22 protein-coding genes are annotated in these 25,450 nt (G+C 64.6%); 15 read left to right on the top strand and 7 right to left on the bottom strand.

All coding sequences use genetic code 11. The annotated features are described in order from the left end of the window. The first annotated feature begins 640 nt into the window (after positions 1 to 640). Entirely contained in the window at positions 641 to 856 is a 216-nt protein-coding gene (locus AAIO73_RS12595) for a hypothetical protein (RefSeq protein WP_345878515.1), read from the top strand. Positions 857 to 1,056: 200 nt separating this feature from the next. Here the strand turns inward: AAIO73_RS12595 and AAIO73_RS12590 are convergent, their stop codons facing one another. The 3 genes from AAIO73_RS12590 to AAIO73_RS12580 form a co-directional block, all read right to left on the bottom strand. Then, entirely contained in the window at positions 1,057 to 1,779 is a 723-nt protein-coding gene (locus tag AAIO73_RS12590) for an SDR family oxidoreductase (RefSeq protein WP_345878514.1), read from the bottom strand. A 2-nt stretch (positions 1,780 to 1,781) separates the two neighbouring features. After that, positions 1,782 to 4,001, bottom strand: a complete 2,220-nt coding sequence (locus tag AAIO73_RS12585; protein WP_345878512.1) for a hypothetical protein — start codon at positions 3,999 to 4,001, stop codon at positions 1,782 to 1,784. Between the two features lie 99 nt (positions 4,002 to 4,100). After that, the gene (locus AAIO73_RS12580; protein WP_345878511.1) at positions 4,101 to 5,618 is read right to left on the bottom strand and encodes an MFS transporter; all 1,518 of its coding nucleotides are present in this window, start codon (positions 5,616 to 5,618) and stop codon (positions 4,101 to 4,103) included. Between the two features lie 123 nt (positions 5,619 to 5,741). Here AAIO73_RS12580 and AAIO73_RS12575 point away from each other — a divergent pair, with 123 nt between their 5' ends. The 3 genes from AAIO73_RS12575 to AAIO73_RS12565 all read left to right on the top strand — a co-directional run bounded on the left by AAIO73_RS12575 (position 5,742) and on the right by AAIO73_RS12565 (position 8,813). Then, on the top strand, positions 5,742 to 6,719 hold the full coding sequence (locus tag AAIO73_RS12575) for a lactonase family protein (protein WP_345878510.1): 978 nt from the start codon (positions 5,742 to 5,744) through the stop codon (positions 6,717 to 6,719). Continuing rightward, positions 6,716 to 7,768, top strand: coding sequence for a zinc-dependent alcohol dehydrogenase (locus tag AAIO73_RS12570; RefSeq protein WP_345878509.1), 1,053 nt, complete (start codon positions 6,716 to 6,718; stop codon positions 7,766 to 7,768). The genes AAIO73_RS12575 and AAIO73_RS12570 overlap by 4 nt, the downstream gene beginning before the upstream one ends. Before the next feature lie 187 nt (positions 7,769 to 7,955). Next, complete coding sequence (locus tag AAIO73_RS12565) at positions 7,956 to 8,813, top strand: SDR family oxidoreductase (protein WP_345878507.1); 858 nt, start codon at positions 7,956 to 7,958, stop codon at positions 8,811 to 8,813. Here the strand turns inward: AAIO73_RS12565 and AAIO73_RS12560 are convergent. Beyond that, complete coding sequence (locus AAIO73_RS12560) at positions 8,767 to 10,158, bottom strand: glycoside hydrolase family 5 protein (RefSeq protein ID WP_345878506.1); 1,392 nt, start codon at positions 10,156 to 10,158, stop codon at positions 8,767 to 8,769. The two genes, AAIO73_RS12565 and AAIO73_RS12560, sit on opposite strands and share 47 nt — an antisense overlap. Positions 10,159 to 10,372: 214 nt before the next feature. On the opposite strand from AAIO73_RS12560, the gene AAIO73_RS12555 reads away from it, so the two are divergent. From AAIO73_RS12555 to AAIO73_RS12540, 4 genes are all read left to right on the top strand, one after another. Next, positions 10,373 to 11,872 (top strand): tryptophan halogenase family protein, encoded by a 1,500-nt coding sequence (locus AAIO73_RS12555; RefSeq protein ID WP_345878504.1) that lies wholly within the window; start codon positions 10,373 to 10,375, stop codon positions 11,870 to 11,872. 452 nt (positions 11,873 to 12,324) lie between these two features. Continuing rightward, positions 12,325 to 13,962 carry a M28 family metallopeptidase gene (locus tag AAIO73_RS12550; protein WP_345878503.1) on the top strand — a complete coding sequence of 546 codons (1,638 nt, stop codon included), beginning with the start codon at positions 12,325 to 12,327 and terminating at the stop codon, positions 13,960 to 13,962. Positions 13,963 to 14,250: 288 nt separating this feature from the next. Beyond that, on the top strand, positions 14,251 to 15,339 hold the full coding sequence (locus AAIO73_RS12545; RefSeq protein ID WP_345878502.1) for an AI-2E family transporter: 1,089 nt from the start codon (positions 14,251 to 14,253) through the stop codon (positions 15,337 to 15,339). Positions 15,340 to 15,396: 57 nt separating this feature from the next. Beyond that, positions 15,397 to 16,500 (top strand): Gfo/Idh/MocA family protein, encoded by a 1,104-nt coding sequence (locus tag AAIO73_RS12540; RefSeq protein ID WP_345878501.1) that lies wholly within the window; start codon positions 15,397 to 15,399, stop codon positions 16,498 to 16,500. 43 nt (positions 16,501 to 16,543) lie between these two features. On the opposite strand, the gene AAIO73_RS12535 is transcribed toward AAIO73_RS12540, so the two are convergent. Next, entirely contained in the window at positions 16,544 to 19,117 is a 2,574-nt protein-coding gene (locus AAIO73_RS12535) for a TonB-dependent receptor plug domain-containing protein (protein WP_345878500.1), read from the bottom strand. 255 nt (positions 19,118 to 19,372) lie between these two features. Here AAIO73_RS12535 and rplU point away from each other — a divergent pair, with 255 nt between their 5' ends. The 3 genes from rplU to AAIO73_RS12520 all read left to right on the top strand — a co-directional run bounded on the left by rplU (position 19,373) and on the right by AAIO73_RS12520 (position 20,701). Continuing rightward, positions 19,373 to 19,699, top strand: coding sequence for a 50S ribosomal protein L21 (gene rplU, locus AAIO73_RS12530; protein WP_345878499.1), 327 nt, complete (start codon positions 19,373 to 19,375; stop codon positions 19,697 to 19,699). A 30-nt stretch (positions 19,700 to 19,729) separates the two neighbouring features. Further along, on the top strand, positions 19,730 to 19,999 hold the full coding sequence (gene rpmA, locus AAIO73_RS12525; protein ID WP_242116461.1) for a 50S ribosomal protein L27: 270 nt from the start codon (positions 19,730 to 19,732) through the stop codon (positions 19,997 to 19,999). Positions 20,000 to 20,158: 159 nt separating this feature from the next. Continuing rightward, positions 20,159 to 20,701 (top strand): GNAT family N-acetyltransferase, encoded by a 543-nt coding sequence (locus tag AAIO73_RS12520; protein WP_345878497.1) that lies wholly within the window; start codon positions 20,159 to 20,161, stop codon positions 20,699 to 20,701. A gap of 202 nt (positions 20,702 to 20,903) precedes the next feature. Here the strand turns inward: AAIO73_RS12520 and AAIO73_RS12515 are convergent, their stop codons facing one another. Then, positions 20,904 to 21,101 (bottom strand): hypothetical protein, encoded by a 198-nt coding sequence (locus AAIO73_RS12515; protein ID WP_345878495.1) that lies wholly within the window; start codon positions 21,099 to 21,101, stop codon positions 20,904 to 20,906. Between the two features lie 40 nt (positions 21,102 to 21,141). After that, complete coding sequence (locus AAIO73_RS12510) at positions 21,142 to 21,990, bottom strand: metal-dependent hydrolase (RefSeq protein ID WP_345878493.1); 849 nt, start codon at positions 21,988 to 21,990, stop codon at positions 21,142 to 21,144. Between the two features lie 47 nt (positions 21,991 to 22,037). Here AAIO73_RS12510 and AAIO73_RS12505 point away from each other — a divergent pair, with 47 nt between their 5' ends. The 4 genes from AAIO73_RS12505 to proB all read left to right on the top strand — a co-directional run bounded on the left by AAIO73_RS12505 (position 22,038) and on the right by proB (position 25,449). Then, positions 22,038 to 22,616, top strand: a complete 579-nt coding sequence (locus AAIO73_RS12505) for a TetR/AcrR family transcriptional regulator (protein WP_345878492.1) — start codon at positions 22,038 to 22,040, stop codon at positions 22,614 to 22,616. A 2-nt stretch (positions 22,617 to 22,618) separates the two neighbouring features. Next, on the top strand, positions 22,619 to 23,101 hold the full coding sequence (locus AAIO73_RS12500) for a GNAT family N-acetyltransferase (protein ID WP_345878490.1): 483 nt from the start codon (positions 22,619 to 22,621) through the stop codon (positions 23,099 to 23,101). A 45-nt stretch (positions 23,102 to 23,146) separates the two neighbouring features. Next, positions 23,147 to 24,193, top strand: coding sequence for a GTPase ObgE (gene obgE, locus AAIO73_RS12495; protein ID WP_345878488.1), 1,047 nt, complete (start codon positions 23,147 to 23,149; stop codon positions 24,191 to 24,193). Positions 24,194 to 24,336: 143 nt separating this feature from the next. Then, a complete protein-coding gene (proB, locus tag AAIO73_RS12490; RefSeq protein WP_345878487.1) occupies positions 24,337 to 25,449 on the top strand; it encodes a glutamate 5-kinase in 1,113 nt (370 codons plus the stop codon). Position 25,450: the final 1 nt, after the last annotated feature.

Raw genomic sequence — 25,450 nt, 5'->3', positions numbered from 1 at the left:
AGCCATCGCTGACAATATTGTATTGGCGAACCAGCGTGTCAGACCGGTCAGCATTCCCTGACCGATCACATTGCTGAAAGGCGGCCTATGTCGACAAGCGAACTGAAGTGCGCCTGCGTGGACGGGGACCGCAACGTGCCGATCGGCTTCCTATCGCTCCACCCGGAACGTGATGATCATCGCGATGGTGCTCTGGATGGTAGCGGTGCCGACGACGCTCTCGATCGTGCATTGACATCGATCAACGGTAGGGGTCGATAGCGCTTATGGAACGCCGACTGCCGCGTCTTGCCGCTATGCGTCGCCTCGCAGCTCTGGCCGTGTTGGCGCTGGTGCTCATCATGCGCCTGGGGCCGATCTGCGAGGCGGTTGCGAACGCCTCGCCTGTCGCGTTGGAAATGGCCGGTTGCGAAAGCAAGCCGAAGCCTGGGAAGGCACCGCAACAAGCGGCCTGCTCGAGCCCGTGCACGGCGCTTCAGGCCAGTGCGCTTTCACCCGTCGACATTGCCCCTCCCGCACGCCGGGCTTTGCGCCCCCTGCCGGTCGTCGGCCTTGCGGGTATGCCCACTCCCCCGGCGACGCCGCCTCCGCGAACCGTGTGACGATCACGATCTAACGGTTTCAATCGACGGAGTTACTGATGAACAAGTTCAAGCTGATGGGCGCCGCTTTGGCGCTGGCCATCCCCGGTGTCGCGTTCGCGGCCGGTTCGTGCTGTGCCGCCATGGCGTGCTGCAAGGACGGCGCGGACTGCTGCAAGGAACAGGACGGCAAGAAGGGCGACTGTTGCGCCGGTCTGAAAGACGGCAAACACAGTGACCATGCCGGTCATGACATGTCGGGCATGAAGCACTGATACAGAACCAGTGGGGGTGGTCATCCGCTCCCACTGTCATTTCCCGTGGTGGGCGTGAAGGCGACATGCACCCGATCCGAACGCGATCTGGTCGTAGGCCAGAGCCTTCATACCGGGCATCCCTATCCCCGGTGATTTCATCGGCATCCGCGCCACCGCGAGTCCGGTCACGTCCGTTGGCCTGGTCGCCAGCGCGTGCCTCAAGCGGTCTTTTGCAGCAACGGTTCGATGCGCAGGTTGACGATGTCGCAGGCGGCAGAACGGGTGAGGACGAAAAGGATCGCCTCGGCAATCTCGGCGGGATCGAGCATCTCGCCCGCCGCGACCGCTGCCCGTTTTTCCTCCGTACTGCATTGCTGCATGGCTGTGTCGACCGATCCGGGCTGGATGACGCTGACCTTGATGTTGCGGCCGGCGACTTCCTTGCGCAGCGTTTCGGCGAACGCCTGTACGCCGGCCTTGGTCGCGGCATAGACACTTTCGCCCACCGCTTTGATCTCGGTACTGATCGACCCGACAAACAACAGGTGGCCCCCACCGGCCGCCTCCATCCGCTCGATCGCATGCTTGGCGCAGCCAAGATAGGCTGCGAGGTTGGTGTCTAGGACATAGCGCCAATTGGTATCGTCCATGTCCACGATCGGATCGGCACCGAGCGCCGCGCAAGCGACCAGCATGTCGACCCCGCCGAGCGTGTCGTCGACCGCCGCGAACACCGTATCGACCCCTTTCTCGCCGGCTAGATCCGCCGCGACGACGGACACGTCGCCCGGTGTTGCCGTCATCGCTTCCTCCAGCGACGCTTGGTGTCGGCCGCAGGTCAGGACCCGTGCGCCCGCGGCGGCGAGCGCCGTTAGCGTCGCGCGGCCAATGCCGCTGGTTCCCCCCGTCAGCAGGATGCGTTTGCCGTTGAGATCGGTCATGCTCATTCCCATGTCAGAATCAGGCGGCCATTGGCCGGTACGCGATAATCGATGCGATCGGCATCGACCGCATCGGCATCGATCGGGTCGCCATCGGCGGTAGCGAGCTTGCTGTCGGGTAAGCTGCGGCGCGGCAGCCGAACGAGGCGCAAACTCGCAGTTCGCGTCTCCCCCCCATCGAGCTGAACCGACAACGCTCGATCGCCGATCCGTTCGACCGCGCGTAGCAGCAGATCGCAATACAGGCGGAACGGCGCGCCCTCGACATGGTGGATCGCGCGCGATGCAAAGATGAACGCCGCCCCCGCGCCATAAACTTCCTGTCCGACCTGCCCGGCGGGCTGGCCATCGGGATAGAGGTCCTCCAGCGGAAAGGACAGATTGCGGGCGACATGGCCGTTCGACTCCCGCTGCTCGGTCGCGATCGCCTCATCCGGCAGCGCATCGGGATAATAATACCAGGCGCGCGACAGGACGTAGCGGCAATATTCGCCGATGAACATTCGTGCTTCCGGCTCCAGGTCAGGGCCGCCATCATTCAAATATTGTTCGAATGCTACGAAGCTGTCGAAACATTCGTACATCGCCATGTACGGTGCATCCTGCAGGCAAGTGACCGCGAGGAACGTCTCGTAGTGCTGGGCATGGCCGATCTGGCTATCCCACAGCAGTGCGTTGTGCAGGAAGCTGGCGAGATAGACATAGCTTTGCTCGCGATAGACGTCGCGATTGGTGATCCGCCACAAACGCATACAGGCAGCGGCGCCCCATGCGGTCAGGTTCGCCTGATAATTGATGTTGAAGCGCAGGCCGATCGCCGCATCGATCGCGGCACGCGCTTCATCGAGATACATCTTCTCGTCGGTCAGCTCGAACGCCTGCAACATGACCCATGCATAGATGCCGCCGACATCAGTCTGGCCGCGCCCGTCGACCTCCGCCTCTTCGGTAATCACCGAAAAGTCGGTAACCTTGTACTGGATCGGCCAGCGATAGTTGAAATGACGTGCAGCCTTCACTGCATAGTCGATGGAGTCAAGGAACAGCCTGCGCGCCTGCCGGTCACCGTCGAGCGCGAGGCTGACGAGGTTCAGCAGCGGGTGATATAGATACCAGCTGTCGACGGCATCGGCGTCCTTGTCCTTGCCGACGTTGGGCAGATAGCGCCGGAGTGTGCCGAGGTCGCGATCGTAGAATTTGCGCAGGCCCGCCTTGAGTTCCTTTTCCAGCGGGTGCGGCGCGCCGCGCCATTTGCCCCATTGGTGGAGTGCGGCGATCGCTGACATCTGCACCATGATGTCGGGATATTCCGCAGCGGTGTAGGGATGGACGTAGCGATGGCCGTAATGGCGGATCGTCGCCTCCGGCGCGGTCATCAGGTCGTGCGCCGACCGTTCGGCACGGTCGGCCCAGTCGCGATACTGGACCGGCGGCAGGTCGAGAACGTCGTAGACCGCGCCGAGCATCTGAACGAACTGGCGCGCCGACTCCCGCTCATGCGGTGGTGCCTCGTGGCGGAAGACCAGTATCTGGTCGGACAGCGTCACCGTTTCGCCAGCGGCGAGCGACACCTCCGCCGGATTGGCCTTCGCCGAGGGGGTTGGCAGTGCATAGCCAAGCTCGGGCCACGCCCCGCCGACGCTCTCGCGCGGGATGGTCCCGGTCGCGCGGAAGTAAGGGTTCGAAGCGGTCAGGTTCTGGACGTACAGCACATTGCCGAACGCCGGTTCGTCGATCCGGAAATAGAGCAGGCCGGTATTCATGCCGCGCTGCGAGGCTTCGACATTTCCTTTCGCGCGCAGCGGATCATCGCCGCGCCCCAGCGGGTAGAGATCGCGCGGCGCAAACGGCAGCACAACGGCATGTGTGGGGGTAAAGTCAGTGACGATGCGCAGCCGTTCGAGCGCGTCACGATCGGCGCGAAACGACAGGATATGCTCGCCAAGCGTGCTGGTGATCCGCAGCCGGGCGGCTTCATCGACGTCGGTTGCGATCGCTTCGCACGCGAACGGCACCGGGACATAGGCGGCCCGGATAGCAAGGCCCCCGCCCCGCGCCCGACGAACGACGGCAAAGACGGAATCGGTGCCGGCGTGGAGCGCGACGCTCAACTCGCCAACGGCAAATTCGACGATTGGCGTCGAACCGTCACGCAACAGGTCGCGCAATGCCAGCAGATAGGGGCTGACGGCCGGCGCATCGGCAGTCGCCATCTGGTGCATTGCATGTCTCCCGAAGCAAATTTCAATGCCAGGGACAAAGCGGTCGCCAAAGGCGTGGTTCCAGAAAAAACATTCAAATCAAATCGTTACTAACCTACACTAGGATAATTTTTGTCGCTGCGCCTCCTGCGCCTCCTGCGCCCGCCGCAGCCGCACCCGTAGTCGTGCATCCTTCAGCAGTGCGCCGGGCAGGTCGGTAGCGGCACGAAGGCCGGCAACCGATGAGATGTTGCGGATGCTCCGGCGGGTTTCGTTGAACACCTGTCCGACCATTTCGCGCCGCTCGATCTCGCCGACCTCCGCGACCAGCGACAGTCGGTGGATGGCGTAGATGCCGATCAGGCCGGCGAGCAGGAAGTAGAAATCCCACGCGGTCAGTAGGATCGGCAGTGTCCACACGCCATTCGGGCCACTCCACCGTGCCACCAGTTCGAACTGGCGCGCGGCGAAGAATTGCGCGAGCAGTCCGCCGAGGATCGGAGCCAGACCTGCCGCGACCGCCGTCGTCATTGCGTTGGTCGCGACATAGGCGGTCGCCGACCCCTTTGGCGACAGTTTCAGTGCGATGTTGGTGCTGGCCAATGTCACCCCGGCGATCGTCGCACCCATTACCAGATGCAACGCTACCAGCCACAGCTTGACCAGCGTCCGGTCGCCGAATTGCGAGGCGCCGATCATTGCGACGATGGCGAGAATGTAAGTGGGCGCGCAGACGGCCAGCACCGATTTGTTGGCGAAGCGGTCGCTTAGCCGCCCCCAAAGCCGCAGGGCAAGGATGTTGGCGATTTGACTGGCGACGCTGAGCAACAGGACAAAGCTGACGTTGAAATGCAGCTGGCGGACGATGAAGACGGTGAAGAAGGGCGTCGCAAGGTTGATCGCGAACTGCCAACTGGCGACGAATACCAGCAACCGGCTGAAATTTCGGTCGCGCAAGGGAGCGCGGAGCAGCACGCGCAGGTCGATCGGGCCGGTTGTGGGCGGCATCAACGGTTCGGGCATCATTGCCACCAGCCGCGCGCTGATCAAGCCCGTGATGCAGCCGCCCAGGAACATCGCCGCGAACACCGTATCGCGTGCTGTCGAGCCGGGCGCGGTCCAGTCGAGCGCCAGCGCAGCGGCAAGACCGAGGATGAGACTGATCGCGGTCAACCACACCGTGCGCCTGGCGAAGACGTCGCCCAGTCGCTCCTCGGGCGCCAGATCACGCATCCACGCATTCCACGCGCAACCACCGATCGCGCCCAGTCCGCACAGTACGATTTGCGCAGCAAGGAACACCAGCAATGCCGCGGTGCCTCCCGAAAAGGCGAGGAGCGCCATCACAAGCAGCATCATCCGCCCGATCAGGCTGGAAAAGACGGCAATCGCTTTCCGCCGTCGCCAGCGTTCGACCATCTGGACGGCGGGCAGTTGCAGCAATTGGGCGAGAAACGGCGTCGCGGCGAGCACCCCCACCATTACGTTGGATGCGCCGAGATGCAGCGCAAAGGCGGTCAGGATCACCCCGCTGGTCAGTGCCGCCGCGCCGCCCGAAAACGCGGCTTCGGTGACGAGCAACCGGAGGCCGCGTTCGCGATCGGCGGGAGTCAGGTCGGGTTGCGGGTGCAAGGTCATCGTTGGCAGCCAACGCGCATGGGGTGAACGAGTTCGCGATTGTGGGACGAACCTTAACTCATGTCACTGAATTAGCTGTACTTTGTTAGCGACCATCTGCGGCGGCGAGCGTTTGCGGAGTCTATGGAACAACAATGCGCATGGATTGCCGGCGGCTATGCGGAGGCCGGTGCGATGGGATTATATCTGGTACGGCATCGCGTCGGTCGCTTGCACGTCGAATGCGTCGTCGCGCCGGTCTGCAACGTTTCGGCCGGTGTGCGTCGCGATGCGCTATGGTATCTGGTCGATGAGGTCGCCGGCGACGTCGTGCTGATAGACAGCACGAATTGGCGGGAGATCGTCCGCTTTCCATCCGCGGGCCATGCACCATGCCACCTGGCGCTGGACGCTACGGGAACAATGCTGGTGGTCGCCAACTATGGGGACGGGACGACCGCACTGTTCACGCTCGATGATAGGGGTTTGCCGACCGGCGATCCCGATTGCTACCGGCACACCGGCAATGGCCCCGACCCGGATCGACAGGCCGGCCCCCATGCCCATTGGGTTGGATTCGCACCGGACGGAACGCTTTATGTGGCGGACCTGGGCAACGATTGCGTCCTCGGTTTCTCACCGAATAGCGGTAGGTTGGGCACCGCGAAGATCGTCTTCACCGCGCCGCCCGGCAGCGGGCCGCGCCAGATCGCCTTTCATCCTGACCGGCCGATCCTGTATCTCCTCAGCGAACTTGCCTCGACATTGAGTGTACTCGACCGCGGGGACGGTGGCCGTCTGGTCGCACGACAGTGCGTGTCGACGCTGCCGTCCCCTGCCGACAATCTCGGTGGCGCCATCCTCGTCGATGGGGACCGATTGTACGTCACCAATCGCGGCCATGACAGCGTGGCAACTTTCGCGATCGAAACCGATGGCGCGGTGCACCTGATCAGCCACCGCGCGAGCGGCGGGCTGTCGCCCCGGTTCCTCGCGATCGATGGCGACCATCTGCTCGTCGCGCACGAGCGACAGGGCGGTGTCACGCTCATGGAGCGGGACGGTCCGGTTCTTGCTCGCGCCGATATTCCCGGTGCCGCCTTTCTAGGAGCCATAGGATGAAAGCCGCACTCAAGACCGCCGATGGCCGCTTCGAAATTGCCGAGGTAGCCGATCCGCAGTTACCCCAGTCCGACTGGGTCAAGGCGCGGGTGCGGATGGCGGGCATCTGCGGCACGGACCTTCGCCACTGGGAGAAGGCGGAGAAGGAACTGCGTTGCTGCATCATGGGGCATGAACTGGCCGGTGAGGTGGTGGAAATCGGTGCCGACGTCTTGCACGTCGCAGTCGGCGACCGGGTGCTGATTGAATCCGTGCTCGGCTGCGGCGCGTGCGAGTGGTGCCGGGTGCAGCAATATAATCGGTGTCCCGACTTGTACCCGACCCGCCGGGCCAGCGTATCGCGCGCGTACGCCGAACTGGTCGTCGGTCCACAGCACAAATTCCACAAGCTGCCCGATCAGATCGGGTATGACGATGCCGCGCTACTCGATACCTATGCGGTCGCGCTGCATGCTCAGCATCTGTCGGGACTGTCGATCAACGCGCGCATTGCCATTATCGGTGCCGGCCCGATCGGCCTCGGCCAGTTGATGCTGGCCAAGGCAAGCGGGGCCGATGTCCTTATCATCGATACCGTACCGCATGCACTCGACCTTGCGGTCCGATTGGGGGCGGACCGGATCGTGCATTCGGAGCAGGAAGACCCGGTGACCGCGATCCGGGCGATGACCGGCGATCGCGGGGCCGACATCGTGTTCGAATGCGCTGGCGGAGAATCGATGCCGGAAACGCTCCCCCTCTCCACCCGACTGGTGCGACGCGGCGGCAAGGTCGTCATCGTTGGCGGGTTCGATGCCGGAGAAACGACGATCCCGCTCGAATGGCAGCGGGTTCAGATGTCCGAAATCACGTTGATCCCCAGCGCCAGTTTCGCCTTTCGCGACCTCTATTCTGAGCAGTTGACGGTGCTCGACCTGCTCACCCGTGGCAAGTTACGGACGCAGGAACTCATCACCCACCGCTTCCCGCTGCACCGGATCAACGAGGCGTTCGAAACCGCGCAGGACCGCAGGCGGACCCATGCGATCTTCGTCGGACTGGAGATTTGATGCGAACGAGGTCGATGATTTTTGGACGGCTGACGCTTCCGCGATGCGACCGGAACGACGCCGTGGGCGACCCGTTGATCTGCAACAACCACGGACCGCATGCCGTCATCACGCCGGGCGCTTCGCGTCGCGGCCCAACCCATCCCGACTGCGTCGAAGCGCGCCGCACCCCTTACGGAGAATAGCCATGACCGACCGTCCCACCCCGCCCTATCCCGAACAGCAACAGTCGATCCCCGGCCGGACCGACGCGATGCACCCCCGACCCGATCATGGCGAGGACAGCTATCGGGGATCGGGACGCCTGTCGGGCAAGAAGGCAATCGTCACCGGCGGCGACAGCGGTATCGGCCGCGCGGTCGCGATCGCGTTCGCTCGCGAAGGGGCGGATGTGCTGATCGCCTATCTGAACGAGCATGACGATGCCGAGGCGACGCGCAAGCTAATCGAAGCCGAGGGGCGGCAGGCGGTGCTGGTCGCCGGTGACCTGTCCGATCCGGCGCATTGTCGCGACGTGATCGCCAAGGCGGCGGAGGCGTTCGGGCGGATCGACGTTCTGATCAACAACGCCGCGCATCAGCGGACGTTCGACAAGATCGAGGACATTCCCGACGAGGAATGGCAACAAACCTTCGCCACCAACATCCATGCGATGTTTTATCTGTCGAAGGCAGCGGTCGCGCATATGAGTGAGGGAGCGTCGATCATCAACACGACGTCGATCAACGCACAGGACCCCAATCCCGAACTGCTCGCCTATGCGACGACGAAAGGCGCAATCAACAACTTCACCTCGGGCCTCGCGCAGATGCTTGCCAAGCGGAAGATCCGGGTGAACGCGGTTGCGCCGGGGCCGGTATGGACGCCGCTGATCCCGTCGACCATGCCCGAGGAAGCGGTCCAATCGTTCGGCGAGAACACGCCGCTGGGCCGTGCGGCGCAACCTGCCGAACTGGCGCCCCCCTATGTCATGCTGGCGAGCGACGAGGCGAGCTACATTACCGGCGCAACGATACCGGTGACGGGCGGGCGCGCGTTCCTTTGACCGCTGGCTCCCGCAGCGCGGCGATCGCCTTCGCATGGTCGGATACCAGCCGGATCGTACTGTCGCCGGTGAAGATGCCGTACCAGCCCTGCGGCTCGTGCGGGGGGTCGCCCATATAGAGGCGGTCGCCGTCGCGGAACCGATAGTCGGGATGGGCGGCGCGCGCCTCGCCGTTCCATGCCCAGAAATTGGTGCCGGCGATCGGCCCGCCGTCCTGCATGTCCCTGATCGCGGCCGAATAGATGCGGCTGTAGAACCGATCCTTATAGGTCGTTGCCACCGCCGGATCGTTGCTGCCGCCGTCGCGCGGATAGCCGAATTCCTCGATCACCATCGGCTTGTCCAGCTGCCGGGCGAGCGCGACATGGTCGGCGATATACTGGTCGGTCAGCGTTTCGCCCCGCGCGGCGGTGTTGGCGAGATCAGTCTGCTGCACCCAGTCCCAGTTGTTGGGCCAGATATGGACGGTCAGATAGTCGATCGCGGGGATTGCATGTTCGGCCAGCACGATCTCGGCGCTTTCCAGCCCACCCTTCAGCCCCTCGCTGCCGGTCGAGACCAGATGGTTGCGGTCGATCGACTTGATGAGCTGCGCACTGTCGCGGACCCAGGCGTAGAATTGCGGCAGGTCCGCATGTGCCTTGTCGCCCGCCGGGCGCGGTTCGTTCGACAACTGCCACGCCATGATCGTCGGATCGTCGGCATAGGGTTTGCCGGTCACGCCATTGGTTCGCCCGACCACGGCGCGGATCCAGTCGCGGTACAGGTCCATCGCCGCGCGATTGCCATAGAATTGCGCGTTGAAGTTCGCGAACGCCGGCCAGGGATGGGCCGGATCGTTCATGTTCAGATAGTTGCCGCCATTGACGTAGGACAGATAGGTCATCATGCCGCCCGACCATTCCCAGAAATTGGTCAGGTACAGCACCGCGCGAATGCCGCGCCTGCCCATTTCCGCCAGCGCATAGTCCAGCCCCGCGAGGAGCGTCCGGTTGTAGTCCTTGCGCGGTCCGCGGAACCCCGGCTTGATCGAGTTCCTGAGCGGCCCTTCCTCGCTCGACGCCAGCACGCGCAGGTTGGTCACCCCCATAGCCGCCAGCGCATCGAGCTCCCGCCCCAGCCGCGCGCGGTCGCCATAAGGGGCATCCGCGCCCAGATAGGCGGCATACCACATATTACCGCCGACGAAGCGATAGGGCTGGTCATCGATGAGCAGCCGCAACCCCTCGCGCCGTACGAAACCCTGCGCGCCCGCCCCGATCGGCCGCGGCAGGGGCGGGGCCATGACACAGCCGGCGAGCAGCGCCCCCGAACCGATGAATCCGCGTCGTGCGATCATCGTCATCCTCTCCAGCCCCTGTTCTGATCGCCATCGTGTCGAGCGTTGTCACGCTGCGCACGGCGGGCAGGTCTGTCAACATGGTCATGGTTTCCGGACATCGTCCCACCCGCGGAAAAACATCAGGCGGGTCCGTGACTTGCGCGGCTTGCACTGACGGTCGGCCAAGGCGTACGGAGCGATCGGTCGCGACCTGTCTTGCCGCGATGGAGTTTCCATCATGACCGATCCCATCGACCATGTCGTCATCATCGGCGGCGGCACTGCCGGTTGGATGACCGCCGCCGCCTGCGGCCGCTATCTCAACGATGGCCGGCGCCGCGTCACGCTGGTTGAATCCGACGCGATCGGCACGGTCGGGGTGGGCGAGGCGACGATCCCGTCGATCCTGAATTTCAACAAGCTGCTCGGCATCGACGAGGCCGAATTCCTGCGCGAAACGCGCGGCAGCTTCAAACTCGGCATCGAATTCGCGGGATGGCACACCGCCGACAGTGGCTATTTCCACCCCTTCGGCAATTTCGGCCGCGATATCGAAGGGGTCAATTTCCATCAGCTCTGGGCCAAGCTGAAAGGGCAGGACGGGATCGGCCCGATCAGCGACTATTCTCCGACCACGGTCGCGGCGCGCGCCAACGCGTTCGGCCCACCGCATCCCGATCCGCGTTCGCCACTGTCGGGCATGGCCTATGCCTATCATATCGACGCCACGCTCTACGCCCGCTTCCTGCGTCGGCGGGCCGAAGCGGACGGCGTCGCCCGGATCGAGGGGCGCATCGTCGCCGTCGAGCATCACGACAACGGCCATGTCGCCGCCGTCCGGCTGGACGATGGCCGACGGGTTGCGGGCGACCTGTTCCTCGACTGCTCGGGCTTTCGCAGCCTGTTGCTGGGCAAAGCGATGGGAGTGGGGTTCGAGGACTGGTCGCACTGGCTGCCCTGTGACCGCGCCATTGCCGTGCCTACCGAACGCACCGAACCGGTGCTGCCCTATACCCGCGCCACCGCGCACGCCGCCGGCTGGCAGTGGCGCATTCCGCTGCAGCATCGCACCGGCAACGGCTTGGTCTATGCCAGCCGCTATATGGACGACGATGCGGCGCAGGCACTGCTGCTAAGCCGCCTCGATGCAGCGCCCACCGCTGCGCCGCGCCGCCTGTCGTTCACCGCCGGGCGGCGCGATGCGATGTGGGCGGGCAATGTCGTCGCGATCGGCCTGGCGGGCGGCTTCCTCGAACCGCTCGAATCGACCAGCATCCATCTGATCCAGCAGGGAATATCGAAACTGTTCGCGCTGTTCCCCGACCGCGGCTTCTCTCCCGTCGAGCGCGACGAATATAACCGGCAGATGGCCGACAATTACCGGTCGATCCGTGACTTCATCATCCTCCACTACCACGCGACCGCACGCAACGACTCCCCCTTCTGGATCCATGTCCGCACCATGGACGTACCCGACAGCCTGACCCGCAAGATCGAGCTGTTCCGGCAAAAGGGCCGCATCTTCCGCTACGAGGACGAATTGTTCGCGATGCCCAGCTGGGTCGCGGTGCTGCTCGGGCAGGGAATCGAACCGGTCGGTTACGACCCGATCGCCGACGCCCTCGACGAGGTACGCCTGCTTCCCGCCATCCGACAGATGCGCAGCGCCACCGCGGCGGCGGTCGCGACCCTGCCGCAGCATGGGGCGGTGCTGGCGCGGACAGTCGGCTTCGGCTAGCCGGCGGGTGTTCAGCCCCCCTGTCCTTCCGGCTGAACGAACGTCTGCTTCTCCGCGGTCGCCGCCCGATAGCGGACAAGCCGCTTTTAACCGGCTTTACCGACAGAAGGACTGGCTTCTTCAAGGACCAAGTCCCCAAACGACCTCTTCATCGAGCACCTTCAATTCTTTGATAATGCGCCGCACGTCAAAGGAAGGTCGCTCGAGAAAGTTCGAAACGTGTCCAATCCAGCGTACCAGCCGCGCTGATTGAACTGCCGTCGCACCGTTCCCGGACAGCCGATCGGCACTAGCAACACTGACGCTTGGCATTGCTCGGAACGCCCTCGTGGCCCGAGCAATGTCCGCATGTACCGTGCATGATCGACACGCAAGGATTCCGTCGTCCCGCCTGCGTTGCCTGACCGCCTTGGGCATGGCACATTCCGCCCTCCAGCGTTTCCGGAGGTTCGATGCGTTCGTTGTTGCTTGCCCCATGCCTGACCGTTGCCGCATCGGCGCTCGCGCAGACGGCCCCTGCCCCGGTCTCGGTCGAAACGGTTAAGGAGGCGACGCGCGTCCTGTCCTCCGACGCGTTCGAAGGGCGCGCACCGGGGACACCGGGCGAGGAAAAGACGCTCGCCTATCTGGCCGACCAGTTCGCGAAGGCAGGGTTGCAGCCCGGCAACAAGGGTAGCTGGTTCCAGGACGTGCCGCTGGTCGAGATCACCAGCCGCAACGTGTCGCCGCTGAGCTTCACCGGCGCGGGCAGTCCGATCGCGCTGAACTACGGCCCCGATATGGTCGTCGGTACCTATCAGGTTACGCCCAAATCGGCGGTCGCGAACAGCGACGTCGTATTCGTCGGCTATGGCATCAACGCCCCCGAAAAGGGCTGGAACGACTATGCCGGCGTCGATGTGCGCGGTAAGACGGTGCTGATCCTCGTCAACGATCCCGATTATGCCAGCCCGACGCTGGACGGACCGTTCGGCGGCAAGGCGATGACCTATTACGGGCGCTGGACCTACAAGTTCGAGGAAGCGGCGCGGCAGGGTGCATCCGCCGCAATCATCATCCACGATACGGTGCCCGCCGCCTATGGCTGGAACGTCGTCCAGTCGAGCTGGACCGGCCCGCAGCAGGTGGCCGATGCCGCCAACGACCGTATGGACCAGAGCAAGGCGATCGGCTGGATGCAACTGCCCGCCGCAAAGCGCCTGATCGCGGCAGCCGGGAAGAATTACGATCAGCTGGTCGCAGCCGCTCAGAAGAAGGGCTTTCGTGCGGTCCTGCTGACCGGGGTCAAGGCGAGCGTGTCGTTCGACAATCAGGTGCGTCGCCATGCGTCCAAGAACGTGATCGGCATCCTGCCCGGCACCAAACGCCCCGACGAGGTCGTGCTGTTCACCGGCCATTGGGATCATCTGGGCCGGTGCGAGGCGGCGCCCGATGGCGATGACATCTGCAACGGCGCGGTCGACAACGCGACCGGCACCGCTGCGCTGATCGGGCTGGCGCAGGCGAATGCGAAGGCCGGCGCGACGGAGCGCAGCCAGGTCTATCTAGCAGTGACCGGCGAGGAATCGGGGCTGCTCGGTTCGGCCTATTATGGCGACCATCCGGTTTATCCGCTCGCGAAGACCGTCGGCGGGATCAACATGGACGCATTGTCGGTCGCCGGACCGGCCCGCAACGTCGTGGTCGTCGGCAAGGGCAAGTCGGAACTCGACGCCTATCTGAACCGCGCACTGGCGGCGCAGGGTCGGGTCGCGGAGGCCGATCCGATGCCGCAAAACGGCTATTACTACCGCTCCGACCATTTCAGCCTCGCCAAGCATGGCGTGCCGATGCTGTATGTGGATTCCGGCGACGACCTGGTCGAAGGGGGCAAGGCGGCCGGCGAAGCGGCGGCTAAGGACTATACCGAAAAGCGCTATCACGGCCCCAAAGACGAATATGACCCGAACTGGAACTGGGCGGGCGTCGCGCAGGATCTGAACCTGTTCTACACGGTCGGGCGCGAACTGGCGAACACGACCGAATGGCCCAACTGGGTCGCAGGGGATGAATTCCGCGCGATCCGCGACCGCAGCCGCGCCTCGCAGTGAGGGCGGCCGGATCGGTGAGGACGAAGCCGGCCGGATCGTTCACGGGCGACGGGTCGCTCAAGTTGGCGCTTGCTCCCCTCGCCTTCCCCGGTCGTGGATCGGCACGCCGATAGCTTTTCGTTCGGACAGAAAGATACAGCTCTGTGATCGGGCTGATCGTCGACCGACCCTGCTGCATCAATTCCGCTATCCTCTTCCGGCGAGGGAGCATAGAGCGCGTCCCGGCGTTCCGCTTGCGCAACGACCAATTCCGACGCTTCGTCGGCAGAGACTATAAGGCAGCAAAGCATGGCGATCGTTCGACGGCGTGTGGAATCCGGCGGATTCATCCTGTTCCTTGCACTGGTGACCATCGGACTGACCCTGGTCGTATCGAGCTTTGTGGGTGCGCTGTTATGGGCCGCACTCGCCGCGCTGCTGTTCCAGCCCCTGTTTCAGCGACTGCTGCGCTGGCGGCCGGGGCAGCGCAATCTGGCGGCGGCGCTGTCGCTGCTCATCATTACCGTCGCGGTGGTGATCCCGGCGCTCGTCATTGCCAGCATGGTCGTCGAACAGGCGGCGGGCGTCTATACGCAGCTGCGCAGCGGGCAAATTAATTTTTCGACCTATTTCGAACAGGTTCACAGCGCCCTGCCCCAGCGCATGCAGCACGCGATCGACAGCGCCGGGTTCGGCAGTTTCGAACGCGCACAGGCCCGGGTGTCGCAGGCGGTAGGGGCCAGCGCCAGCGTGCTCGCCCGCAGCGCGCTGTCGATCGGCGCCAATGCTGCCGCATTCCTGCTGGCGTTCGGCGTCGGGTTGTATGTCACCTATTTCCTGTTGCGCGACGGCGACCGGCTCGGCCCGGCAATCGTCCGGTCGTTGCCGTTGGAGCGCGACGTGGCATGGCGACTGGCCAACAAATTCACCGCCGTCGTCCGGGCGACGATCAAGGGGTCTGGCGTCGTCGCGCTGGTACAGGGTGCGCTAGGAGCGATCACATTCTGGATCGTCGGGCTGCCCGCCGCATTGCTGTGGGGCGTAGTGATGGCGATCGCGGCGCTGCTGCCGGCCATCGGACCGGCGATCATCTGGACGCCCGTCGCCATCTATCTCCTCGCGACCGGCGCGATCTGGCAGGGGGTAGTGGTGATCGCATCGGGGGTGCTGGTGATCGGCTTGGCCGACAATATCCTGCGGCCGGTGCTGGTCGGGCGCGACACCGGCATTCCCGACTGGTTGGTGCTGGTGACGACGCTGGGTGGGATCGACCTGATGGGGCTGAGCGGGATCGTCGTCGGTCCGCTGGCAGGCGCGCTGTTCATCACCGCATGGAGCATCCTGACCGAGCAACGCGCGGCACAGGCAGCGGCGGACGAAGAGAAATCAACGGCATAGCTTGTAACGACGGGGCTATCCGGTCATCCTGCGGCGATCCTTGCCGGAGAGAAGCCCATGGACATCGGCCGTCGCGAACTGATCCTTACCGCCGCCGCCCTGTCGATCGCTCCCGGCTGCGCTTCGTTCGGCCAGTCCGACCGCAAGCTCGGCTACGCCATTGTCGGGCTGGGCGGATATGGTCTGGGGCGGATCATTCCCGAATTCAGGAATTGCGAGCATAGTCGCCTAGCCGCCGTGGTCAGCGGCGACCGGGCAAAGGCCGAGCGGGTGGCGAAGGAACACGGCCTGCCCTCCAGCGCGATCTATTCCTACCAGAATTACGATCGCATCCGCGACAATCCGGACATCGACATCGTCTATGTCTGCCTACCCAATTCGATGCATGCCGAATATTCGATCCGCGCGTCGCAGGCCGGCAAGCATGTCCTGTGCGAAAAGCCGATGGCCGTATCGGCCGCCGAATGCGAAGCGATGATCGCCGCCGCGCGTAAGGCGAACCGCAAGCTGATGATCGGATATCGCAGCCATTTCGAACCGCATAATCGGGAAGCGATACGCCTCGCTCGGGCCGGTGCGGTCGGCAGGACCCGCTATGTCCGGTCCGAACATGGCTTTAATTTCGGCGACCCCAATGCGTGGCGGCTGAAACGTGCGCTGTCGGGCGGCGGGTCGCTGATGGATATCGGCATCTATGCTCTGCAAGCCGTGCGCTACATGACCGGCGAGGAACCCGTCGCCGTCACCGCCCGCGAATCCACGGACCGGCGCGATCCGCGTTTCCGGGAGGTCGAGGACATGATCGACTTCACGCTCGATTTCCCGTCGGGGGCGATCGGCAGTTGCCAGTCGATGTACAGCGCCAACCGCAACCAGATCCTGCTGATGGGTGAGAAGGGCCGGATCGAACTTGAACCGGCGACCGGCTATAGCGGGCAGCGGCTCTGGGTCGGCGGCGACCGCGAGCGGCAAGTGACGCCACCGCCGGGGCCCGGACGGAACCAGTTCGCCGCACAACTCGATCATCTGTCCGAATGCGCGATCAGCGGGCGCGAACCGATCGTGTCGGGTGAGGAAGGCCTGCGCGACATGCGGATCATCGAAGCCATCTATCGATCAGCGCGCGAAGGGCGGACGATCCGGCTGGACCAGCGCACCTGAAGCAACGGGCAGGAACCCAAGGGCTCCTGCCCGCCCGTTACGATCAGAACTTCACGCCGGCACGCGCGTAGAGATAGCGCCCGTTGAAGCCGAATGGCGAGAAGCTCGAATAGGGAATGAAGTAGTTGTTGATCGCCGCCGCGCCGAGGATCGGGTTGCGGGTCGGATAGACGTCGAACAGGTTGTTCGCGCCGATCGCCAGTTCGAACTGTCCCGGCGTCGCCCGGATTTCGACGTCGGTCAGCCATTTCGGCGTCAATTCGACGTCGGTTGCCGCCGATCCGCCCGGCGACAGCGTGTTGCCGAAGCGATTGGTGCGCGCGGTTACGCCGAAGATACCCTGCGACCAGTCGAGACCAGCATTGATCTTCGATCGCGGCTGCCCCTCGGTGAGCCGCAGCGATTCCTGCCGCCCGAACAGGGTGACGCCCGGGATCGCCGACAGCGTCGAACGGTCGGTAATGTCGGTCTGGTTGTAATTGTAACCGGCGGTCAGCGTGACGCTGCCGATGCCGAGGTCTGGCACGCGGTAGGTTCCCACGACCTCGACGCCCTGCGTCCGGGTGTCGATGCCGTTGATGAAGAAGCGAGCCGAGGTGATGTCCTGGATACCGGCGGCCCGCAGCACCGCGACGACCGCCGCGCCCTGCAGGTTTTCGGACAGGATGATCCGGTCGTTGATCTTGATGTTGTAATAGTCGGCGGTCAGCGTCAGCCCGCGCAACGGCGTCAGCGTCAGGCCCCCGCCGATGTTGACCGACTTTTCGGCCTCCAGCTGCCGTGAACCGAGCGCCCGGGCGACCGGATCGCCGACCCGGAACGTGCCGATCTCGACCAGCGTCCCGCCGATATTCTGCGTGGCGAAGGACGAGAAGAACTGCTGCGCAAGGCTCGGCGCACGGAAACCGGTCGAGATCGATCCACGCAGCGCGGCCCACTCGACGGGAGCCAAGCGGGCGGCCAACTTGCCGTTCACCGTATCGCCGAAATCGCTGTAATGTTCGTAACGGCCAGCGGCGACAACGTTGAACGCATCGCTGACCTTGCCGTCCAGTTCGACATAGCCGGCGAAGCTGTCGCGCGACGTGTCGACCGCGGTGCTCGGCGAGAAGCCGGGGAATCCCTGCGACCCGGCGGCAGCGCCGTTGCTGAACGCGAACGGGCCGGCGGCATAGCTTTGGAGTTCGCCGGCAACGATACGGTAATTCTCGTTGCGATATTCGCCACCCAGCGCCAGCGACAGTTGCGACAGGAAGCCGACGGTGATGTCGCGCTGCAGGTCGAGATTGACCGTCTGCTGGCCGAAGCGCGTGCCGCCCGCGTTGAACGCGCGCTGCGACTGCGGGCCGAACGAGGCGTTATAGCTGTTCTCGATACGGAAATCGAAGCTGTTGGTCCCGTATACGTAGGACAGGTCGTAGTTGAACCCGGCGATGTCGCCCTTAAGGCCCAGCGCGCCGGAGAAATCCTCCATCTGGCTGGTGATAAGCGGCAGGAAGCCATCGGCGTAGAAGGGTGTGCAGACCGTGCCGGTGAAAGTGCAGTTGCGCAGATCCTGGATGTTGCTGTTGGCGTCGCGGCCCGAGGCGCGGCGATAGAAGGCAGCGCTTTCGCCGTCACGAATGCCGTAGCTGCCAAAGATGTAAAGCTCGGAGGTTGCGCCGAGATCGACGCCGCCATTCAGGAAGAAGTTGAAATCGGTCGTCTTCGCATCGCCATAGCGGTGGTTGACGCGATCGAAGCTGAATTCGCGCGGATCGACGCCGCCGGTCGACAGCAGCGGATAGTTGCGGCGCGGATCATAGCCGGCCCGGTTGGTGGGTTCGCGGTCGCGATATTCGCCGGTCAGGTTCAGATAGGCGGTCTCGCCCATCGGCAGGCCCATATTCGCGGCGAAGGTGACGGTGCGGCCGTCACGCACCTGACGATCCCGACCGGTCTCTTCGAGGACATAGGTGCCGTCGGCGCGGACCTGCGGCTCCCCGCTCGCCTGCCGCGCGACGCCCAACACTTCGGCGACGCCCTCCATCTGCGAGACATATTTGCCATAGGTCATCGTCGCGCGGCCGCCCTCGCGGCGCTTCAGCTGGACGTTGATGACACCGGCGATCGCATCCGAACCATATTGCGACGACGCGCCGTCGCGCAGCACGTCGATCCGCTCGATCGCGAGGCTGGGAATGGTGTTCAGATCGACCGCCGACGATCCGCGCCCGACCGATCCGTTCGCGTTCAACAGGGAGGTAGTGTGGCGACGCTTGCCGTTGACCAGCACCAGCGTCTGATCGGGTGACAGGCCGCGCAGCGTCGCCGGTCGGACCACATCGGTACCGTCGGTGATCGACGGTTGCGGGAAATTGAACGACGGGACGAGTTGGTTCAGCAGCTTGTTGGTTTCGGTATAGCCGGCATTGACCAGCGCATCGCCGGTAATGACGTCGACTGGCACCGGGCTTTCGGCAACGGTGCGGCCCTGCGCCCGGGTGCCGACGACGACGATCTCTTCGCCTGCGGGCACGTCGGCCGCGGGCGGGGGCGCATCGACCACTTGGGCGAAGGCCGGAACGGCCGTGAACGCTGTCGACAGAAACAGCGCGGTGAAAACCGGTTTACGCATGAAAATCTCCCCGAAACCACCCTATAGGGTTAGTCGTTGCGCCGCTTAGTTCGACCGGGACATTTTCTGACGCAACCCTAGGCCAGATCGGGTAACACGATTGTCACGCTCCTGTTGCCGCGCCGCAACATCGGTTTCGGCGACGAATCGTTTGTTCGGCATTGACAGCAGCGGCCCGCTTGCCTAGGCACAATCCACTTGCCGCGTGGGGTATCTCCACGCGGACATATTGCATTTGGGAAAGAAGCAAGGGCCATGTTCGCAATCGTGCGCACGGGCGGCAAGCAGTATCGCGTTGCCGCAGGAGACAAGATCGTCGTCGAGAAGCTCGAAGGCGAAGCTGGCAGCAACGTGACGCTCGGCGACGTGCTCCTTGCCGGCGAAGGTTCGGAACTGCAGTCGGTCGAAGGGCTGACGGTTTCGGCGGAAATCATCGCGCAGGCGAAGGGCGACAAGGTTATCGTCTTCAAGAAGCGCCGTCGGCACAACTACCGTCGCAAGAACGGTCATCGCCAGCAGCACACCATCCTGAAGATCACCGCGATCGGCGACAAGCGCGCCGACGACAGCGCCGCCGCATAAGCGCCTGAGCGAATACGAGGAGTTTGAACCATGGCACATAAAAAAGCAGGCGGTTCGTCGCGCAACGGTCGTGACTCGGCCGGCCGTCGCCTTGGCGTGAAGAAGTTCGGTGGCCAGGAAGTGGTCGCGGGCAACATCATCGTGCGTCAGCGCGGCACCAAATTCTACCCGGGCGTGAACGTCGGCATGGGCAAGGACCATACCCTGTTCGCACTGGTCGATGGCCGCGTGGCGTTCAAGGAAGGCAAGCTCGGCCGCAAGTTCGCGTATGTCGAACTGCAGGCGCAGGCCGCAGAATAACGGGCTACCATACGGGTCGCCCACCAGGGTGACCCGGGTTCCGGCGACGGAACCAGCCAACAAGAGGGAGGCGGGTCACCCCGGCTCCCTTTTTTTATTGCTCTCTCCGGCCCCTGCCCGCTTCCCTATGCGGAGGCGCGTCGCATTGGAGAGATGCTGATGTTCGCCCGTACCGAACGCCTGACCCTGCGCCCCGGCTGGATCGAGGACGCGCCCGCACTACATGCCGCGATCGGTCATGAAGCCGTCGTCCGCAACCTGTCGCGCGTACCGTGGCCGTACACGGCTGCCGATGCCGAGGCGTTCATCGCTGCGTGGCAGGGCGATCCCGGCCCCCTGTTTCTGATTTTCGCCCATGACGGCGGACGCTGCGATCTGATCGGCGGAGTCGGCATCGGTCCGCTCGGCGACCAGCCGCACGTCATGGGCTATTGGCTGACGCCATCGGCATGGGGATGCGGCTATGCGGTCGAGGCGGGACGCGCCGTACTCGATATCGCCGCGACGCTGCGCATCGAACGGGTCGCAGCCGGCCATTATGTCGACAATCCGGCTTCGGGCGCCGTACTGCGCCGGCTGGGCTTCGTGGCCACGGGCACGCGCAGCGCGATCCATTCGCGTGGGCGCGGCGTGGCAGTCGAGACGATCGACTATGCGATCGACCTGACCGATCGTCGCCACGATCGGCGGCGGGCGGCATGAAACGCACGGAACGCCCGCGCCGTCCGGCTGGTTGACAACAGACGGCGCTGCTGCCGCACAAGAGGACGCCCGCAATGATCGATCCCGACACCCCCGAGCAGGAAGAAATGGAAGAGGTACAGGAAGAAGCCGCCGAGGAACGCGAGGAAGAAGGCGGCTATCAGTAATTAGTCGATCGGGGCGAGGCGCTGCACCGTCCCGATCATCCCTCCAGCAAATCGAGATAACCGACTACGTCGTTGCTGGTCTGCAGATAGAGTCCGGCCTGTATCTCCTCCGGCTCACGCGCAGCCGCCGCCATCGCTTCGGCCAGCGTGCCGTACAGGATAGTGGTCGCCACGCCGCCTTCGTCGTCGAGGTGATAGAGCCGGACCGCCGCTTCTTCCGATACCGTTCGCATCACGCATCAATGCGCGGCCGCTGACCGCGGCGCAAGGCGATTAGGCGCGTGCCAATCGTGCCGCTTCGAACTCGCTGTCGACCAGTCCGATCAGCGCACGGTCGTCATGGTTCCACGGATGGAAGCCCGGCAGGAAGAAGGCGAGGTACATGCCCAGCACCTTGCGCGCCATGCCTGGCCGGCCAAAGGCATAGGCGAACAGCCGCCATTTCAGCCGCGCGCCCGTGAAACCATCCTGCGCCAACAGGTCGAGCATCCCTTCGGTACGCCCGCGAAAAAACCTGGCGGTAACGATCAGCATCACCAGCGCCTTGACCCGCCAGCGCTTGAACCGGGGCCAGTGACGCGTCGCGTGAAGCCAGGTGTCGTACGCGACGCCCTTATGCTCGATCTCCTCGATCGCGTGCCAGCGCCATAGATCGGCGGCGGCCTGATCGCCACCCGCCAGATGCGCGGTATTGGCGATCAGTTCGTGCGCCAGGATCGCGGTGAAATGTTCGAGGCACATCGTTGCCGCCAGATTGGCGATGGGCGGACGCCCCTTGGTGATCGACAACTCGTGATCGATCCGCGCGTCGAGCCGAGACGTATCATAGCCCTGATCGGTGACATGGCGGTTGAACGCGACATGCTCGCGGGTGTGGATCGCTTCCTGCCTTACGAACGCCCGGATTTCGGCGGCGAGGCGCGGCGGCACTTCGTCGCGATACTGGCGGACGCTGTCGATGAAGAACCCCTCCCCTTTCGGAAAAGTAACCGACAGTGCGTTGTAGAAGGCGGTCGCGATCGGATCATCGTTCAGCCACCACCGGCGATAGCCGCCCTCGCGCCCGAACCGCAGGTCGCGCGGCGTGATCGTCAGATCGTCGGGAGTCTTTGCTTTCGCCACGGTTCTGCTCCAACTGATGTCATGCCAGATGCCGACTACTTACACATATGTCAATAGCTCGCCGCCGCCTCTCGCCCGAAGCGTCGCGTGACGCGGCACTCGATGCCGCGCGCGATCTGTTGATCGAGGCCGGGCCGCAGGCGGTGACGCTGAAAGCGGTCGCGACGCGGATCGGGCGGACGCACGCCAACCTGCTGCATCATTTCGGATCGGCGTCGGGCCTGCAAAAGGCGCTGGCCGAGCGGATGGCGACCACGATCACAGCAACGATCGGCGCGGCAGTGCTGCGCGCCCGCGATGGCGATCACGATCCGCGCGAGGTGGTCGACCTGACGTTCGATGCCTTCGATCGCGAGGGTGCGGGCGCACTGGCGAGCTGGATGATACTGTCGGGAAATGACGACGCGCTCGACCCGATCCTCGACGCGATCCATGCGTTGGTCGACCGGCTGGGACATGAGAATGCGCTCAGTGGCATGCCGCTGGCGGACGAGACGCTGCAATTGGTGCTGATGGCGCTGGGCGACGCACTGCTGGGCGGGGCAATGGCCAAGGCGCTGCGCCTGCCGCGCGAACGCGCGCGGGAACTGGCGGTGCGCAGCCTGATCGCGGTGCGGGAGAGTTGAGCGTGCTGATCCGTGCCGCGACGCCAGCCGATCAGGCGGCGATCGCAGAAATCATCATGCCGCTCATCCGGGCCGGAGAAGTATATGCGCTCGACCGGGACATGACCCGGGAGGATGCGCTCGGCTATTGGCTGGCCCCCAGCCATCACGTGTTCGTGGCGGAGGTCGAGAATAGGGTCGTTGGCAGCTATTATTGCCGTGCGAACCAAGCCGGGGGCGGCGCGCATGTTGCCAATGGCGGCTATTCCACCCATGCGGAATCGACCGGGCGCGGCGTCGCTCGGGCGATGGCGCTGCATTCGTTCGATCATGCGCGGGAGTCGGGCTTTCGTGCGATGCAGTATAATTTCGTGATCGCGACCAATGTCCGTGCAGTCCGGCTGTGGCTGTCACTCGGCTTCGAACAGGTCGGCCGCCTGCCCGGAGCGTTCGAGCATCCGACCCTGGGCGAGGTCGACGCACTGGTACTCTACCGGCGGCTATAGCATAATGCCCTTCCCCCTTGGGGCGACTCCGACTAAGCGCACGCAATGCATTTTCTCGATCAAGCCAAGATCTTCGTCCGGTCGGGCGGGGGCGGCCCAGGCGCCGTCAGTTTTCGCCGTGAAAAATTCATGGAATATGGCGGCCCCGACGGTGGCAATGGCGGCAAGGGCGGCGACATCATTTTCGAAGCGGTCCCTGGCCTCAACACGCTGATCGACTTTCGCTACACTCAGCATTTTCGCGCGCCGCGCGGGTCGGGCGGGTCGGGTGCGAACCGCACTGGCCCCGGCGGCCGCGACCTGATCATCCGGGTGCCGGTGGGGACGCAGGTGCTGTCGGAGGACAAGGAAACCGTCCTCGCCGACTTTACCCGCCCCGGTCAGCGCGAGGTGTTTCTGCGCGGCGGCGATGGCGGGCGCGGCAATGCCAGCTACAAGACCTCGACCAACCGCGCGCCGCGCCAGCACGGCACCGGTTGGCCGGGCGACGAGGCGTGGGTCTGGCTGCGGCTGAAGCTGCTCGCCGATGCCGGGCTGGTCGGGCTGCCCAATGCCGGCAAGTCGACCTTCATCAACGCCGTCACTAACGCGAATGCGAAGGTCGGCGACTATGCGTTCACCACCACCCGGCCGCAGCTGGGCGTGGTCAGCCACAAGCAGCGCGAGTTCGTGATTGCCGACATTCCCGGTCTGATCGAGGGTGCGGCGGAAGGTGCCGGGATCGGCGACCGCTTCCTCGGCCATATCGAGCGCTGCCGGGTGCTGCTGCACCTGATCGACAGCCACGTCGACGATCCGGTCGCGGCGTACCGCATCGTGCGCGGCGAGCTGGAGAATTACGGTGCCGACCTGGCGGAAAAGCCTGAGGTCATCGCACTGAACAAGGCCGATCTGCTCGATGACGAACTGACCGCCGCGCTGATCACCGAACTGGAGGCGGAGAGCGGGGCTAAGGTTCTGCCGCTGTCGGGTGCGACCGGACAAGGGCTGGAGACGGTGCTCGACAGACTGATCGAAGCGATCGGACCGAGCGAGATGCACGCGCAGGATACCGGCGACGATGAGGAACCACGCGCATGGTCGCCGATCTAGGGGGACAAAAACCCTCCCCATCTGACGGGAAGGGGAACCAGCCGCCTGCTGTTGGAGGAGGGTCGCCGCAGGCGGAGCGTTCGCGGCCCTGCCCCTCCACCACGGCTACGCAGCGGTTCCCCTCCCCGCAAAGCGGGGAGGATTTGTTTGAGCCGACCAACTGCCTGCGCCTGGTCGTCAAGGTCGGCTCCGCGCTTCTCGTCGCGCCGGACGGACAGCCGCGCCGGGACTGGCTCGCATCGCTCGTTACCGACATCGCGGCGCGGGTGGCTGCCGGACAGCAGATCGTCATCGTGTCGTCAGGCGCGATCGCGCTCGGTGCGCGGCGGTTGGGGCTCGCCAAGGGCGGTCGTGCCAGCCTCGAAGACGCGCAGGCGGCCGCCGCAACCGGACAGATCGCGCTGTCGAGCATCTGGGCCGAACTGCTTGGCCACCACGGCCTGACCGCCGCGCAGCTGCTGGTGACGCTCGACGATCTGGAGGATCGTCGCCGCTACTTGAACGTCTCAGCGACTTTGGGCCGGTTGCTGACGCTGGGCGTGGTGCCGGTCGTCAACGAAAATGACAGCGTCGCGACCGAGGAAATCCGCTTCGGTGACAATGACCGGCTCGCCGCGCGCGTCGGGGCGGCGGCACGCGCGAACGGGGTCGTTCTGCTGTCCGATATTGACGGGCTGTACGATTCGAACCCGCATAGCAACCCGGACGCAAAGCTGATCCCGCACGTCCCGCAGATCGACGCCGCGATTATGGGCATGGCCGATGCCAAATCGTCGTCGGGCATGGGATCGGGCGGCATGGTATCGAAGGTGGAGGCGGCGCGCATCGCGACCGCTGCCGGCGCCAATCTCGCCATCGCCAGCGGGCGGATCGATCATCCGCTCGCCCGGTTCGGGGAAACCGGCCATGGCACCATCTTTGCGACCGCCGGCAATGCGCCGGCGCGCAAGGCGTGGCTGTCGGGCGGGCTGACCGATCGCGGCGCGATCCGTATCGATGCCGGCGCGGCGAAGGCGCTTGCCACCGGGCGCAGCCTGCTGGCCGCCGGCGCCATCGGTGTCGAGGGCGACTTCGTTCGCGGCGACCTGATCCGCATCGTCGATGCCGACAATCGCACGATCGCGCGCGGGCTGGTCGAATATGATGCCGGCGAAGTCGCGCGCATCGTCGGGCGGCGCAGCGACGAACTGGTCGGTCTGCTCGGCTATGCCCCTCGATCGGCGCTGGTCCATCGCAACCATATGGCCCTGTTGTGAG

It is taken from the genome of Sphingomonas epibiotica (genome assembly GCF_039615155.1).
Classification (GTDB): domain Bacteria; phylum Pseudomonadota; class Alphaproteobacteria; order Sphingomonadales; family Sphingomonadaceae; genus Sphingomonas.
This window is presented reverse-complemented; position numbering and strand designations above follow the sequence as displayed.

Bases quoted from the DNA above. Each gene is read 5' to 3' on its own strand.
- AAIO73_RS12595 (WP_345878515.1), top strand. From the start codon at position 641: ATGAACAAGTTCAAGCTGATGGGCGCCGCTTTGGCGCTGGCCATCCCC.
- AAIO73_RS12590 (WP_345878514.1), bottom strand. From the start codon at position 1,779: ATGACCGATCTCAACGGCAAACGCATCCTGCTGACGGGGGGAACCAGC.
- AAIO73_RS12585 (WP_345878512.1), bottom strand. From the start codon at position 4,001: ATGCACCAGATGGCGACTGCCGATGCGCCGGCCGTCAGCCCCTATCTG.
- AAIO73_RS12580 (WP_345878511.1), bottom strand. From the start codon at position 5,618: ATGACCTTGCACCCGCAACCCGACCTGACTCCCGCCGATCGCGAACGC.
- AAIO73_RS12575 (WP_345878510.1), top strand. From the start codon at position 5,742: ATGGAACAACAATGCGCATGGATTGCCGGCGGCTATGCGGAGGCCGGT.
- AAIO73_RS12570 (WP_345878509.1), top strand. From the start codon at position 6,716: ATGAAAGCCGCACTCAAGACCGCCGATGGCCGCTTCGAAATTGCCGAG.
- AAIO73_RS12565 (WP_345878507.1), top strand. From the start codon at position 7,956: ATGACCGACCGTCCCACCCCGCCCTATCCCGAACAGCAACAGTCGATC.
- AAIO73_RS12560 (WP_345878506.1), bottom strand. From the start codon at position 10,158: ATGACGATGATCGCACGACGCGGATTCATCGGTTCGGGGGCGCTGCTC.
- AAIO73_RS12555 (WP_345878504.1), top strand. From the start codon at position 10,373: ATGACCGATCCCATCGACCATGTCGTCATCATCGGCGGCGGCACTGCC.
- AAIO73_RS12550 (WP_345878503.1), top strand. From the start codon at position 12,325: ATGCGTTCGTTGTTGCTTGCCCCATGCCTGACCGTTGCCGCATCGGCG.
- AAIO73_RS12545 (WP_345878502.1), top strand. From the start codon at position 14,251: ATGGCGATCGTTCGACGGCGTGTGGAATCCGGCGGATTCATCCTGTTC.
- AAIO73_RS12540 (WP_345878501.1), top strand. From the start codon at position 15,397: ATGGACATCGGCCGTCGCGAACTGATCCTTACCGCCGCCGCCCTGTCG.
- AAIO73_RS12535 (WP_345878500.1), bottom strand. From the start codon at position 19,117: ATGCGTAAACCGGTTTTCACCGCGCTGTTTCTGTCGACAGCGTTCACG.
- rplU (WP_345878499.1), top strand. From the start codon at position 19,373: ATGTTCGCAATCGTGCGCACGGGCGGCAAGCAGTATCGCGTTGCCGCA.
- rpmA (WP_242116461.1), top strand. From the start codon at position 19,730: ATGGCACATAAAAAAGCAGGCGGTTCGTCGCGCAACGGTCGTGACTCG.
- AAIO73_RS12520 (WP_345878497.1), top strand. From the start codon at position 20,159: ATGTTCGCCCGTACCGAACGCCTGACCCTGCGCCCCGGCTGGATCGAG.
- AAIO73_RS12515 (WP_345878495.1), bottom strand. From the start codon at position 21,101: ATGCGAACGGTATCGGAAGAAGCGGCGGTCCGGCTCTATCACCTCGAC.
- AAIO73_RS12505 (WP_345878492.1), top strand. From the start codon at position 22,038: ATGTCAATAGCTCGCCGCCGCCTCTCGCCCGAAGCGTCGCGTGACGCG.
- obgE (WP_345878488.1), top strand. From the start codon at position 23,147: ATGCATTTTCTCGATCAAGCCAAGATCTTCGTCCGGTCGGGCGGGGGC.